The sequence below is a fragment of the Psychrobacillus sp. MER TA 171 genome (genome assembly GCF_023713305.1).
Classification (GTDB): domain Bacteria; phylum Bacillota; class Bacilli; order Bacillales_A; family Planococcaceae; genus Psychrobacillus.
Genome location: NZ_JAMAWN010000009.1, coordinates 60,833 through 74,188, shown reverse-complemented (window position 1 = coordinate 74,188; position 13,356 = coordinate 60,833). Strand labels below are relative to the sequence as shown.

The following is a 13,356-nucleotide window of genomic DNA, read 5'->3' as shown; positions in this document are numbered from 1 at the left end:
TGCCTCCTTCTTCGTATTTATAAATGAACGTAGAAAGAAGGCTTATAATGGTACGCGGAGTATATATACACATCCCTTTTTGTCATCAAATATGTAATTATTGTGATTTTAATAAATTCTATTTTCATAATCAGCCAGTAGATGAGTATATTGAGTCTTTAGGGAAAGAAATGGCTCTTTGGAAAGACGATTTATCGAAAGGTCATATAGAAACCATTTTTCTTGGTGGAGGAACTCCTACTTCTTTATCACTTGAACAGTTAGATCGGTTGTTAACGTTTATCCAAGAGCATATCCCACTGGATCATGTAAAGGAGTTCTCATCAGAAGCTAATCCAGATGAGCTTACCCTGGAAAAAATGCAGCTTATGCGAAAATTTGGTGTGAATAGATTAAGCATGGGAGTGCAAACTTTCAATCAAGACTTGTTAAAAGTATTAGGCAGAACACATTCCAATGAACATGTATATAAAGTAATTGAATATGCGAAGGAAACAAATTTCCCCTCTATAAGCATTGATTTAATGTATGGGTTGCCAAATCAAACGATGGAGCAATGGAAGGAATCCCTCCAAGAGGCATTTAAACTGAAGATACCCCATATCTCAGCCTACTCGTTACTAGTTGAGCCTAAGACCATATTCTATAACCTTCTATCAAAAGGGAAATTATCATTACCTGGTGAGGATTTAGAAGCAGAAATGTATGGATTCTTAATGGATGAAATGAAAGCGAACGGATATCACCAATATGAGATTAGTAATTTTTCTCATGAGGGAAAAGCCTCCGAGCATAATCTTTTATATTGGAACAATGACGAATATGTAGGATTAGGGGCTGGTGCCCATGGCTATGTAAATGGAATACGATATTCTAATCATGGCCCTCTTAAAAAGTATATGCAGCAGCTAGATTTAGGTGAAAAGCCTATTATGATGCAAAAAGAGGTTACTTATGAAGAAAAGATGGAAGAAGAGATGTTTTTAGGTCTTCGAAAAAACAGAGGCGTTTCTTTAACCGTCTTCGAACAAAAATACAGCAAGACTTTGCATGAGGTATACGGGAAAGAAATCGAAGAGTTAATTCATAAAGAGCTTGTGGCTTTAGAAGAAGACCACATTTTCCTTACAACTCGAGGACGTTTTGTAGGTAATGAAGTATTTCAATATTTCCTTAAATAATTTGGCGCATAATCGTTGACAGTTTTCTTTAGATTTGATAAGTTTTATATGAGTATTAGCACTCTCTACAGATGAGTGCTAACAGAGGTGATAATCATGCTAACTAACAGGCAATTATTAATATTGCAAGTAACGGTGGATGATTTTATTGATACCGCTCAGCCAGTTGGATCTCGTCAACTTTCGAAAAAGGAGGAAGTACCGTTTAGTCCTGCTACGATTCGAAACGAAATGGCAGATTTAGAAGATATGGGTTATTTAGAAAAGACTCACACCTCTTCTGGCCGTGTGCCATCAGAAAAAGGCTATCGTTACTATGTAGACAACTTACTAACTCCACAAATGGTTTCAAAAGAAGAGATTAAACAAATTCGTTCCGTTTTCGAGGAAAGAAAGGTTGAGACGGAGCAAATAATTCGTAAGTCAGCTAATATTTTGTCTGAACTAACGAGCTATACCTCTATTATGTTAGGCTTAGATGTGAGAAAGCATCGAGTCAAAAGATTTTCAATTGTTCCTCTTACAGACGATTCTGCAGTAGCTATAATCGTTACGGACAGTGGTCATGTTGAAAATCGAGTTTTTTCTATTCCTGAGGCCTTTACTGCTTCCGATATTGAAAAAATGGTCAATATCATAAACGAACATTTAGTTGGTGTATATTTACACGAGCTACAAATGAAGTTAGAAGCTGTCACTCAGTTCGTCTTGCGTCAGAATAACGGTCGGTTAAATGACCTACTTGGTTCTCTAAACCAAGCGATGATCATCGAGCATGAGGATAAAGTGTACTATGGTGGAAAAATGCAATTGTTAAGCCAGCCTGAATTTAATGATGTGGAAAAAGCAAAAAGCATTATGTATTGGATGGAACATGTCAATGAATTCCCTGGACTTTTCCATTTGAACAAAAAAGGCATCAATATCAGTATTGGTTCTGAGAATAACCAATTTGGAATGAATAATTGCAGTATAATCACAGCTTCTTATGATATTGGAGATGAGCAAAGTGGTTCTATTGCCATCATAGGTCCCACGAGAATGGATTACAAACGTGTAGTATCTTTGTTGGATGTAATGAGTGGGGACTTATCTAGAGAGTTGTCTAGAATATTACGAGGTCAACACGATTAAAGGAGAGTTGCTGCTAAATGGAAAATCAAAAAGAAGAAGTAAAAGATGTATCGACTGAAGAAGAATCAGCAGAACAAGAGATGGTAACTGAAGAAGCGATCGAAACTAAAGAAGCAGATGTATCAGAAGAAGCTACTGAAGTAGAAGAAGTAGACGAACTAACGCTTTTGAAACAACAATTAGAAGAAGAACAAGATCGTACGGTAAGACTGCGTGCTGACTTTGAAAACTACAAACGTCGTGTTCAAAAGGATAAAGAAGCAGATTATAAATATCGTGCCCAATCTTTACTTAGCGATTTGTTACCTGTTTTAGACAACTTAGAACGAGCACTTGCTGTTGAAGCTACATCTGAAGAAGCGATTTCTTTAACTAAGGGTGTAGATATGGTTTATCGTTCTCTTGTAGCAGCTGTTGAAAAAGAAGGATTGGAATCAGTTGAGTCAGAGGGGAAACCTTTTGATCCAAATCTTCACCATGCAGTTATGCAGGAAAAAGACGAAAGCCAAGATTCAGGTATTGTTCTTCAAGAACTACAAAAAGGCTACAAATTGAAGGATCGAATTCTTAGACCAGCAATGGTAAAAGTAAACGAATAAAATATAAACTGATTTTTATTGGTGTCCATTAGGTTGCCAGTTATAATATAAATTGCATATAACAGTATTTATTAGGAGGAAAATTGTATGTCAAAAATTATCGGTATTGACTTAGGAACAACAAACTCATGTGTATCTGTACTAGAAGGCGGAGAGCCAAAAGTAATTCCAAATCCAGAAGGAAATCGTACGACTCCATCTGTAGTAGCTTTTAAAAATGGCGAAAAACAGGTCGGGGAAGTAGCCAAACGTCAATCTATTACAAACCCAAATACAATTTCTTCAGTTAAACGTTTAATGGGAACTAGTGAAAAAGTAAGTGCTGAAGGAAAAGACTATACTCCTCAAGAAGTATCAGCAATGATCCTTCAATATTTAAAAGGTTTCGCAGAAGAATACCTTGGAGAAAAGGTTACAAAAGCAGTAATCACTGTTCCTGCATATTTTAATGATGCAGAACGCCAAGCTACAAAAGATGCTGGACGTATTGCAGGTCTAGAAGTTGAGCGTATCATCAACGAACCTACTGCTGCAGCGCTAGCTTACGGCTTAGATAAAATGGATCACGATGAAAAAATCCTTGTTTATGATCTAGGTGGAGGTACATTTGACGTATCTATTCTTGAACTTGGAGATGGCGTATTTGAAGTACTAGCTACAGCTGGGGACAACCGTCTTGGTGGGGATGACTTTGACCAAGTAGTTATGGATTTCCTAGTACAAGAGTTTAAAAAGGATAACGGTATTGATCTTTCTAAAGACAAAATGGCAGTGCAACGTTTGAAAGATGCTGCTGAAAAAGCTAAAAAAGATCTTTCAGGTGTTACTTCAACACAAATCTCATTACCATTTATCACTGCTGGTGAGGCAGGTCCACTTCACTTAGAAGTTACAATGACTCGTGCTAAATTCGATGATTTAACAGCTCATTTAGTAGAGCGTACAATGGTTCCAACTCGTCAAGCATTAAAAGATGCTGGATTATCTTCTTCACAAATTGATAAAGTTATCTTAGTTGGTGGATCTACACGTATTCCAGCTGTACAAGAAGCGATTAAAAAAGAAACAGGTAAAGAGCCACATAAAGGTGTTAACCCAGACGAAGTAGTAGCAATGGGAGCAGCAGTACAAGGTGGAGTATTAACTGGTGACGTAAAAGACGTAGTACTTTTAGACGTAACACCACTTTCTTTAGGTATTGAAACAATGGGCGGAGTATTTACAAAGTTAATTGAACGTAATACAACAATACCAACTTCTAAATCTCAAACTTTCTCAACAGCTGCTGATAACCAACCAGCAGTAGATATCCATGTATTACAAGGTGAGCGACCAATGGCAGCAGACAATAAAACGCTAGGTCGTTTCCAACTTGCGGATATTCCACCAGCACCTCGTGGAGTACCACAAATCGAAGTGACGTTTGATATCGACAAAAATGGTATCGTAAATGTTAAGGCGAAAGATCTTGGAACACAAAAAGAGCAAACAATTACAATTCAATCTAATTCATCTTTATCGGATGAAGAAATTGAACGTATGGTAAAAGAAGCAGAAGCAAATGCTGACGCGGATAAAGTACGCAAAGAAGAAGCAGAAGTTAAGAATGAAGCGGACCAATTAGTGTTTATGACTGAAAAAACACTAAAAGATTTGGAAGGCAAAGTTTCAGACGATGAGAAAAAATCTGCTGAAGATGCAAAAGAAGAGTTAAAAGCAGCTCTAGAAGCTGGAAATTTAGAAGATATTAAAGCGAAAAAAGATAAATTAAACGAAATCGTTCAACAGTTGACTATGAAGCTTTATGAACAAGCACAAGCGGATGCAGCGGCTAACGGACAACAAGAAGACGGGCCATCTGATGACGGTGTAGTCGATGCAGAGTTTGAAGAAGTAAAGGACGATAAAGACAAGTAATGTCAACAGGAAAAGTCAAAGACCGTTTTCGGCTTTGGCTTTTTCCATGTAATTAGTAGCATGGAGAAATACGCTATTTGTTTTGCTATTAGGAATTTATCCATGTTACAATTATCTTTATGTGTAAGTTAACAGAGCAGGAGAGTGAACTATGAGCAAACGTGATTATTACGAAGTCCTTGGAGTAGCCAAGGGAGCTTCTGGAGATGAGATAAAAAAGGCGTATCGCAAATTATCTAAACAGTATCACCCAGATATCAATAAGGATGCTAACGCTGAAGATAAATTTAAGGAAATTTCAGAAGCATATGAAGTATTAAGCGACGATCAAAAACGTGCACAATACGATCAATTCGGTCATGCAGGTCCTAACCAAGGTTTTGGTGGCGGGTTTAGTGGCGCGGATGGATTTGGATTTGAAGATATTTTCAGCTCGTTCTTTGGAGGAGGAGGTTCGCGTCGTCGTGACCCGAATGCTCCTAGAAAAGGAAATGACCTTCAGTACTCTATGACTATAGAATTTGAAGAAGCAGTATTTGGTATGGAAAAAGAGATTGAAGTAGCTAAAGAAGAAACTTGTGATACGTGTAATGGTACTGGAGCTAAAAAAGGCACACATCCAGAAAAATGTACACACTGTAACGGAAACGGCCAAGTTAATGTTACGCAAGATACTCCTTTCGGAAGAATTCAAACGAAACGAGCATGTAATTATTGCGAAGGAACTGGGAAAATTATCAAAGATAAATGTTCAACGTGTCATGGTAATGGAACAGTTAATAAGCGCAAGAAGATTAAAATCACTATTCCAGCGGGTGTAGATGATGGTCAACAATTACGTGTTAGCGGTCAAGGTGAACCAGGTGTAAATGGTGGTCCAGCAGGAGATCTTTACGTTGTATTTAGAGTGAAAGCCGATCCAAGATTTGAACGTGATGGTGACGATATTTATTACGAATTACCTTTGACATTCGCACAAGCGGCACTTGGGGATGAAGTAGAGATTCCAACTGTCCAAGGAAAAGTAAAATTAAAAATCCCAGCGGGCACCCAGTCTTCTACGAAATTCCGTCTTAAAGGAAAAGGTGTAAAAAATGTGCATGGCTATGGCATGGGAGATCAGCATGTAATCGTAAAAGTAATCACGCCTAAGAAATTGACCGAAAAACAAAAACAATTATTACGTGAGTTTGCAGAAATCAGCGGTGATATACCGGAAGAGCAAGGTAGTACATTATTTGACAAAATCAAGAGAACGATAAAAGGCGAATAAGGAGTTGGAGCAAGTGAAATGGTCTGAGCTATCCATTCATACTACTAATGAGGCAGTGGAAGCAGTAAGCAATATTTTGCATGAAGCTGGTGCTAGTGGAGTAGTAATTGAGGATTCAGAAGAGTTGGCTAGAGATAGAGAAGATGTTTTTGGAGAGATCTACAGCTTAAATCCAGATGATTTTCCAGTAGACGGAGTGCGTATTAAAGCTTATTTGGCTGAAACAAGCTTTCTATTAGAAACGGTGGAAGAGATCAAACTTGCGATCAACAACTTACTAAATTTTAATATAGACCTTGGACATAATATTATTACCGTAACCGAAGTAGACGAAGAAGATTGGGCGACAGCTTGGAAAAAGTACTATCACCCAGTTAAAATCTCTAACAGATTTACAATTGTTCCTACTTGGGAAGAATATAATAGAGTGAACTCTGATGAATTAATTATAGAGTTAGATCCAGGTATGGCGTTTGGTACAGGGACACACCCTACTACCGTTATGTGCTTGCAGGCACTTGAAAAAACAGTGAAGCCTAACCTATCAGTTGTTGATGTAGGCACTGGTTCTGGTGTGTTATCTATTGGAGCAGCTAAACTAGGGGCAGCTACAGTTCACGCACTTGATTTAGATGAAGTTGCAGTAAGATCTGCACAAGAAAACATCGCGATCAATAGAGTGAGCGATATTGTAAAAGTTACTCATGGTAATCTATTAGACAATATTACAGAACAAGCAGATATAGTTGTTGCCAATATTTTAGCTGAAATCATTATGACATTTACCGATGATGCTTATACTATTGTTAAGTCTGGTGGGCAATTCATAACTTCTGGAATAATTTCGACTAAAAAAGATGATGTGAAAGCTGCTCTTCAAAATTCTGGTTTTGAAATAGATGAAATAATGATGATGGAAGATTGGGTAACTATCATTTCAAGAAAGCCTGTTAAGTAAAGGAGTAGTTGTCTTGCAACGTTATTTTACAGAAAAACCGTTAGATGAGAATTCTACTATAAAAATTCTTGGAGACGATGCGCATCATATGATTCAAGTGATGCGCATGTCACCTGGTGATGAAGTGTATATAGTGGCCGCTAAAGAAACGTATATTATGACTATTCTTTCTGGAACTAGCAAAGAAGTCATTTTAGAAACAAAAGAACAAGTGTTAAAAACAAATGAAATGCCAATTAAGGTTTCTATTGCCTGTGGATTACCAAAGGGTGACAAACTAGAACTAATCACACAGAAGGCCACTGAACTTGGTATGCATTCCCTCTTTCCTTTTGAAGCAAAGCGCTCTATCGTGAAATGGGACAAGCAAAAAAACGAGAAAAAAATAGCAAGATTGCAAAAGATTGCAAAAGAAGCGGCGGAACAGTCCCATCGCTCATCTATTCCTCACATACATAGTCCTAAGAGCTTGAAAGACCTAATAGAAGTCTCTAAGCAATATGACGTTAAATTTGTTGCTGATGAAGAGGATGCAAAATTAACAGAGCGACAAAAGTTTGCTGACCAATTAAAAAAGGTGTATGATAAACAATCGATACTGATTGTTTTTGGTCCAGAAGGTGGACTTGATAGACATGAGGTTAAGCAACTTTTAGATAATGATTTTCAACCCATTGCACTTGGCCCTAGAATATTAAGAACTGAAACTGCGCCGTTATATGCGCTTGCTGCTATTTCCTATGAATATGAATGAAAGAGGTGTAAGGATATGTCATCCGTTGCATTCCATACATTAGGCTGTAAGGTAAACCATTATGAAACAGAGGCCATTTGGCAACTATTTAAAGAAAATGGTTATGAACGTACAGACTTCGAAAAAAAATCAGACGTTTATGTAATTAATACATGTACTGTAACAAATACTGGTGATAAAAAGAGTAGACAGGTTATACGAAGAGCTATTCGTCAAAACCCTGATGCTGTTATTTGTGTTACCGGCTGTTACGCACAAACCTCTCCTGCAGAAATAATGGCGATTCCTGGCGTGGATATTGTCGTTGGTACCCAAGAGCGTACAAAAATGCTTGGTTACATTGAACAATATAAAATGGAGCGTAAGCCTATTAATGCGGTAGGAAACATTATGAAAAATCGTGTATATGAAGAGCTAGATGTACCTGCTTTTACTGACCGTACACGTGCTTCTCTTAAAATACAAGAAGGATGTAACAATTTCTGTACTTTTTGTATCATTCCTTGGGCACGTGGCTTGATGAGATCCCGAGACCCACAAGAAGTAGTTAGACAAGCACAGCAGTTAGTTGATGCTGGTTATCTAGAAATCGTCTTGACTGGTATACATACTGGTGGATACGGAGAAGATTTAAAGGATTATAATCTTGCTCAATTATTAAGAGATATTGAAACAAATGTAAAGGGACTTAAACGTCTTCGAATTAGTTCAATAGAAGCTAGTCAGTTATCAGATGAAGTAATCGATGTTTTAAAGCAATCGAATATAGTTGTAAGACATTTACACATACCAATTCAGTCAGGCTCAGATACGGTACTAAAAAGAATGCGCAGAAAATATACAATGGAATTTTTTGCGAACCGATTAGATCGTTTAAGAGATGCACTTCCAGATTTGGCGATCACATCTGATGTAATCGTTGGATTCCCTGGAGAAACAGAAGAAGAATTTATGGAAACCTATAGCTTTATTCGCGATCAAAGATTTTCTGAACTACATGTTTTCCCTTACTCAAAACGTACAGGCACCCCTGCCGCTAGAATGGAAAATCAAGTGGATGAAGAAATTAAAAACGAACGAGTACACAGACTTATTAGTTTAAATGATCAGCTGGCTGTAGAATATGCCTCTCGCTTCGAGGGAGAGGTTCTTGAAATCATCCCAGAGGAAGTTATCACTTCAGAAACGGGAGAAACCATGGTAGAAGGCTATACGGATAATTATTTAAAAGTTGCTATACCAGGCTCTGAGGAACTGATCGGAAAATTAGTAAGAGTAAAAATAACGCGAGCAGGCTATCCTCAAAATATTGGTCAATTTGTTCGTGTGTTAGAAGAAGTAAAAGAGCTAGTTTGACTTAGGTCACTAGCTTTTTTTGTTGGAAGAAACATAGTTGCTTGGCTTTTCTTATGTTTACTAGTAATATTAAGAGGTACGTACAACTAAGAAGGAGATTTTAAAATGACAAATAATATAGCAGCACTTATAGATCATACGTTATTAAAGCAAGATGCTACTAAAAATCAAATTGAAAAACTTTGTGGGGAAGCAAAACAACATGTATTTGCATCTGTTTGCGTTAATCCGACTTGGGTTAGCCTAAGTGCTTCTCTATTAAAAGACTCACCGGTTAAGGTATGTACCGTAATCGGATTCCCACTAGGGGCTAGCACAAGCGAAGTAAAAGCATTTGAAACTACGGATGCTATTGAAAAAGGTGCAGATGAAATAGACATGGTTTTAAACGTTGGAGCTTTAAAAGACGGCGATTTTGATTATGTTCAAAAGGATATTGAAGCAGTAGTACAAGCAGCTAAAGGAAAAGCTATTGTAAAAGTAATTTTAGAAACTTGTTTATTAACAAATGAGCAGATCGCTAAAGCTAGTGAATTATCTAAATTAGCTGGGGCAGATTTTGTCAAAACTTCTACTGGTTTTTCAACTGGAGGAGCAACTGTCGAAGCAGTTAAATTAATGCGCGAAACAGTAGGTCCTGAGCTAGGTGTTAAAGCTTCTGGAGGAGTTAGAAGTCTTGCTGATTTAGAAGCTATGGTTGAAGCAGGAGCTACTAGAATAGGTGCAAGTTCTGGTGTAGATATTGTAAATGGCTTAGAAAGTAAGTCAGATTATTAATTGGTGAATATTTAAAACCAAAGTATTGACCAAGTCTATAATATACGGTATAATTTTTTAGTACATAACACTTGGTTATGTACTGACGTGTGTTCGGAGGGAGGGAAAGAGAGATGTCAAAAACTGTCGTTCGCAAAAACGAATCGCTTGAAGATGCTCTTCGCCGCTTCAAACGTACTGTATCTAAAAGTGGTACAATTCAAGAGGTTAGAAAGCGCGAGTTTTATGAAAAACCAAGCGTGAAACGTAAAAAGAAATCAGAAGCTGCACGTAAACGTAAGTGGTAATTTAATCCCAACCATCCCTACGTTCAAAACACGTACTGTATGATTAACATTTACAATTATGTAAACCGAGAAAATTTATTTTCTCGGTTTATTTTAATTTATAGTTTGAAAGAGATTAGCTGTATGTAATATAGGGAGCACTGAAAAAATCCATAAACGAATAGAATTGAGCACTCGAACGATTATCGTTCAAGTGCTTTTTTTGCTTTTTTGCGTAAAAAAGGGATTTGTAATTATATATAGAATGTAAAGAAGATATAGGGCTATTGAATTCTTATGGCCGAAACTTCTGGAAGGGGTGACATATTGAAAATGAAAGAGTTTCAAAAAAGCATACTAATGAGAGGCATTACTTCTTAACTAGGGTATTAACCTCTCAAGGTAATGGGAGGAAAAACTAGAGATGATGAATTTAGAAAACATGATACACGTATTAGCTTCACATACCGTCGCTCAAAACCTCGTTGAATTGTGGGGAAATGATGAGGGATCATTAGAACTATGGCGCGCAAGTTCAAACTTTGTATATGCTTTTAAACAACATCAAAATCAATATTTTTTGCGATTTAGTTTTGAACAGAATCAAACTATGGATCAATGGAAAGCTGAGTTAGAGTATATGCAATATTTATACTTAAATGGTTTTCCATCTGTCGTACCAATTCGTTCAAAGAATGGAGAATTAATTGAAACACTAATGGCTCCTGAAGGAACGTATATGGCTGTTGTCTTTAGTAAAGCAAATGGGATTAACCTGGATTCGGATGATATTACTGAAATACAGATGGAGAAGTGGGGAGAATCACTTGGCTCACTACACTATTTGTCGAAAAAATTCGAGCCTGGATTTGTAAGAAGAAAAAGTTGGTTGGATACAGTGGAGCTCATGGAAGACGTGTTTCAAAGGCACCCTTCGGATCGTATTGCCCTAGAGGAGCTAAATAAAGTTACCTCATGGCTTCAATCGCTACCGAAGGATAATGAGACGTATGGAATTATACACTATGATTTCCAGCTGGATAATATCTTTTTTGAAGAGAATAAAAATAGTTTCAATGTAATCGACTTTGATGATGCAATGTACCATTGGTATGCGATTGATATTGTAACCGCCCTTGATGATTTTATTGGAGAGGAAAATCCTTCTTCAAAAGTATTAATGCGATCTTTTTTGAATGGTTATCGCTCTAAAATGAATCTAGAAAATGATATAGTGGCTCAATTTCCACGGTTTCAAAGATATGCGAATTTATATAAATTCTACAAGTTATCGATTTCACTAGATCATGAAGTCATCATGGATGCTCCGTCTTGGTATGATGGGTTAAGGGGAAAGTTAATGCGTGTGAAAGATGACTTAAGAATAACCTTTCAAAAACCATGGTAGATATAGTGTTGTAGGACAAATAAAGGTATGATTTAGTAGCAATCGAAAAACGATACTAGAAATTATGCCTAAGGGTTCGGTTGATGGAGAGAAAAACAAAAACGTAACTAACAACTTTATTAGTATATGAATTGCAACCAAATTAACAGTATAAAAAACAAGAAAAATGCCCAGGCTTTTATGCCTAGGTATTTTTTTCGTATCGTTCCATTATCTTGCACTAGGTATTAAGACTATACTCTTGGACCACTGTAATCCCGTCTTCAAATCAATTGGCATGAACATAAACAATTAAATTTATCTCATAATCAAAATATTTTTCTTAATAAAATGAAACTTTTAAGATTTTCATCCGTAAACAATAATATACATATAGATGAAGGGAGGTTTAAGTGTGAAATTATCGCGGCTGTTAATTTCTTTTTGTTTGCTGCTTGCCGCTTTTGCTATGTTGACTCCAGCTTTTTCTGCAGACTCCAAGCTAGTCTATAAAGTTCCCGTTTATAAGGAAGTAGAGAATGGTCTGTATGCTTTTTTAAAGCGCTCTATTAAGGAAGCGGAGGAAGCAGGAGCAGATGCCATCATCTTCGATATAAACACGCCAGGAGGGTTTGTAAATTCTGCAGAGAGTATCGTGAACCTGTTAGATTCTACCGATATTCGCAAAATAGCCTATATTAATTCAGAGGCATTATCGGCAGGGGCTTACTTAGCACTGCACACAGATGAAATTTATATGTCACCAAATGGTTCTATGGGAGCTGCAGCTGTCATTGACAATGCAGGAAATGCTGCAGATATGAAAGCAACAAGTGCTTGGAAGGCTAAAATGATAAATGCAGCGGAAAGAACCGGGAAAAAGCCTATTTATGCTCAGGCAATGGCTGATGAATCCGTAGATCTTCCTCAGTACCGAGCAGGAAAGGGAGAATTGTTAACGCTTTCAGCAAATGAGGCCATAGAAGTAGGTTATTCTGAGGGAACTGTTTCGACATTCGCTGAGTTACTAACTGCAAGCAATCTTGAAGGTGCAAAAGTAGTGGAAACAGAGCAAGCTTTTGTAGAAACTCTTGCGCGTATTGTTACAAATCCAGTAGTAGTGCCGATTTTATTATCTCTTGCAAGCTTAGGCTTGGTCCTAGAATTATATTCACCAGGTTTTGGTCTTCCTGGGACGGTAGGATTACTTTCATTAGGTCTTTTCTTTTACGGGCATCTTGTAGCCGGATTGGCAGGGTATGAATCCATTATTTTATTGGTTATAGGTATTATATTAATAATCGCTGAATTTTTTGTACCAGGAGGAATTATTGGTATAATAGGTTTAGCAGCTGTTTTATTTAGTATAATATTAGCAGGTGGTAATCTTTTTTACATGAGTGTTGCTGTTTTAATTGCAATAACAGTAGCTATATTAGGAATGGTGATTATTGTGAAATTCTTTGGTAAAAGAGTGAGATTGTTAAATAAAATGATTTTGACAGATGCTACTACTACTGAGCAAGGGTATGTTTCTAATCAAAATCGTTTAGATTTAGTTGGAAAAATAGCAGAGACGATGACCCAGCTTAGACCTTCAGGAACTATACGTATTGAGAATGAACGTATCGATGCGGTATCTGATGGTAGTTTTATCGGCAAAGATAAGAAAGTAGTAATTATCAAGGTGGAAGGCTCTCGAATTGTTGTTCGAGAAGCAAGAGAAGGGGAGGCAACACAATGATTTCTTCAGG

12 protein-coding genes are annotated in these 13,356 nt (G+C 37.1%); all 12 read left to right on the top strand.

Translation table 11 applies throughout. The annotated features are described in order from the left end of the window. Positions 1 to 47: 47 nt before the first annotated feature. Positions 48 to 1,181 carry a radical SAM family heme chaperone HemW gene (hemW, locus tag M3627_RS10365; RefSeq protein WP_251555588.1) on the top strand — a complete coding sequence of 378 codons (1,134 nt, stop codon included), beginning with the start codon at positions 48 to 50 and terminating at the stop codon, positions 1,179 to 1,181. Positions 1,182 to 1,277: 96 nt separating this feature from the next. After that, positions 1,278 to 2,315, top strand: coding sequence for a heat-inducible transcriptional repressor HrcA (hrcA, locus tag M3627_RS10360; RefSeq protein ID WP_169358053.1), 1,038 nt, complete (start codon positions 1,278 to 1,280; stop codon positions 2,313 to 2,315). Positions 2,316 to 2,332: 17 nt separating this feature from the next. After that, a complete protein-coding gene (gene grpE / locus M3627_RS10355; RefSeq protein WP_251555587.1) occupies positions 2,333 to 2,914 on the top strand; it encodes a nucleotide exchange factor GrpE in 582 nt (193 codons plus the stop codon). An 87-nt stretch (positions 2,915 to 3,001) separates the two neighbouring features. Continuing rightward, positions 3,002 to 4,831 (top strand): molecular chaperone DnaK, encoded by a 1,830-nt coding sequence (dnaK, locus tag M3627_RS10350; RefSeq protein ID WP_169358055.1) that lies wholly within the window; start codon positions 3,002 to 3,004, stop codon positions 4,829 to 4,831. A gap of 151 nt (positions 4,832 to 4,982) precedes the next feature. After that, entirely contained in the window at positions 4,983 to 6,104 is a 1,122-nt protein-coding gene (gene dnaJ, locus M3627_RS10345) for a molecular chaperone DnaJ (RefSeq protein WP_251555586.1), read from the top strand. 13 nt (positions 6,105 to 6,117) lie between these two features. Continuing rightward, positions 6,118 to 7,062: a 50S ribosomal protein L11 methyltransferase gene (gene prmA, locus M3627_RS10340; protein WP_251555585.1), complete on the top strand. Its 945-nt coding sequence runs from the start codon at positions 6,118 to 6,120 to the stop codon at positions 7,060 to 7,062. A 13-nt stretch (positions 7,063 to 7,075) separates the two neighbouring features. Beyond that, on the top strand, positions 7,076 to 7,816 hold the full coding sequence (locus tag M3627_RS10335; RefSeq protein WP_169358058.1) for a 16S rRNA (uracil(1498)-N(3))-methyltransferase: 741 nt from the start codon (positions 7,076 to 7,078) through the stop codon (positions 7,814 to 7,816). A gap of 15 nt (positions 7,817 to 7,831) precedes the next feature. Next, the gene (mtaB, locus tag M3627_RS10330; RefSeq protein WP_251555584.1) at positions 7,832 to 9,172 is read left to right on the top strand and encodes a tRNA (N(6)-L-threonylcarbamoyladenosine(37)-C(2))-methylthiotransferase MtaB; all 1,341 of its coding nucleotides are present in this window, start codon (positions 7,832 to 7,834) and stop codon (positions 9,170 to 9,172) included. A gap of 105 nt (positions 9,173 to 9,277) precedes the next feature. Then, on the top strand, positions 9,278 to 9,949 hold the full coding sequence (deoC, locus tag M3627_RS10325; RefSeq protein ID WP_169358060.1) for a deoxyribose-phosphate aldolase: 672 nt from the start codon (positions 9,278 to 9,280) through the stop codon (positions 9,947 to 9,949). A 113-nt stretch (positions 9,950 to 10,062) separates the two neighbouring features. Then, entirely contained in the window at positions 10,063 to 10,236 is a 174-nt protein-coding gene (rpsU, locus tag M3627_RS10320; protein WP_004227078.1) for a 30S ribosomal protein S21, read from the top strand. Between the two features lie 403 nt (positions 10,237 to 10,639). Continuing rightward, entirely contained in the window at positions 10,640 to 11,623 is a 984-nt protein-coding gene (locus M3627_RS10315; RefSeq protein ID WP_251555583.1) for a phosphotransferase enzyme family protein, read from the top strand. Between the two features lie 394 nt (positions 11,624 to 12,017). Further along, the gene (locus tag M3627_RS10310) at positions 12,018 to 13,346 is read left to right on the top strand and encodes an NfeD family protein (RefSeq protein ID WP_251555582.1); all 1,329 of its coding nucleotides are present in this window, start codon (positions 12,018 to 12,020) and stop codon (positions 13,344 to 13,346) included. The last annotated feature ends 10 nt before the right edge of the window (positions 13,347 to 13,356 follow it).

Bases quoted from the DNA above. Each gene is read 5' to 3' on its own strand.
- deoC (WP_169358060.1), top strand. From the start codon at position 9,278: ATGACAAATAATATAGCAGCACTTATAGATCATACGTTATTAAAGCAA.
- grpE (WP_251555587.1), top strand. From the start codon at position 2,333: ATGGAAAATCAAAAAGAAGAAGTAAAAGATGTATCGACTGAAGAAGAA.
- rpsU (WP_004227078.1), top strand. From the start codon at position 10,063: ATGTCAAAAACTGTCGTTCGCAAAAACGAATCGCTTGAAGATGCTCTT.
- M3627_RS10315 (WP_251555583.1), top strand. From the start codon at position 10,640: ATGATGAATTTAGAAAACATGATACACGTATTAGCTTCACATACCGTC.
- mtaB (WP_251555584.1), top strand. From the start codon at position 7,832: ATGTCATCCGTTGCATTCCATACATTAGGCTGTAAGGTAAACCATTAT.
- hemW (WP_251555588.1), top strand. From the start codon at position 48: ATGGTACGCGGAGTATATATACACATCCCTTTTTGTCATCAAATATGT.
- dnaJ (WP_251555586.1), top strand. From the start codon at position 4,983: ATGAGCAAACGTGATTATTACGAAGTCCTTGGAGTAGCCAAGGGAGCT.
- hrcA (WP_169358053.1), top strand. From the start codon at position 1,278: ATGCTAACTAACAGGCAATTATTAATATTGCAAGTAACGGTGGATGAT.
- dnaK (WP_169358055.1), top strand. From the start codon at position 3,002: ATGTCAAAAATTATCGGTATTGACTTAGGAACAACAAACTCATGTGTA.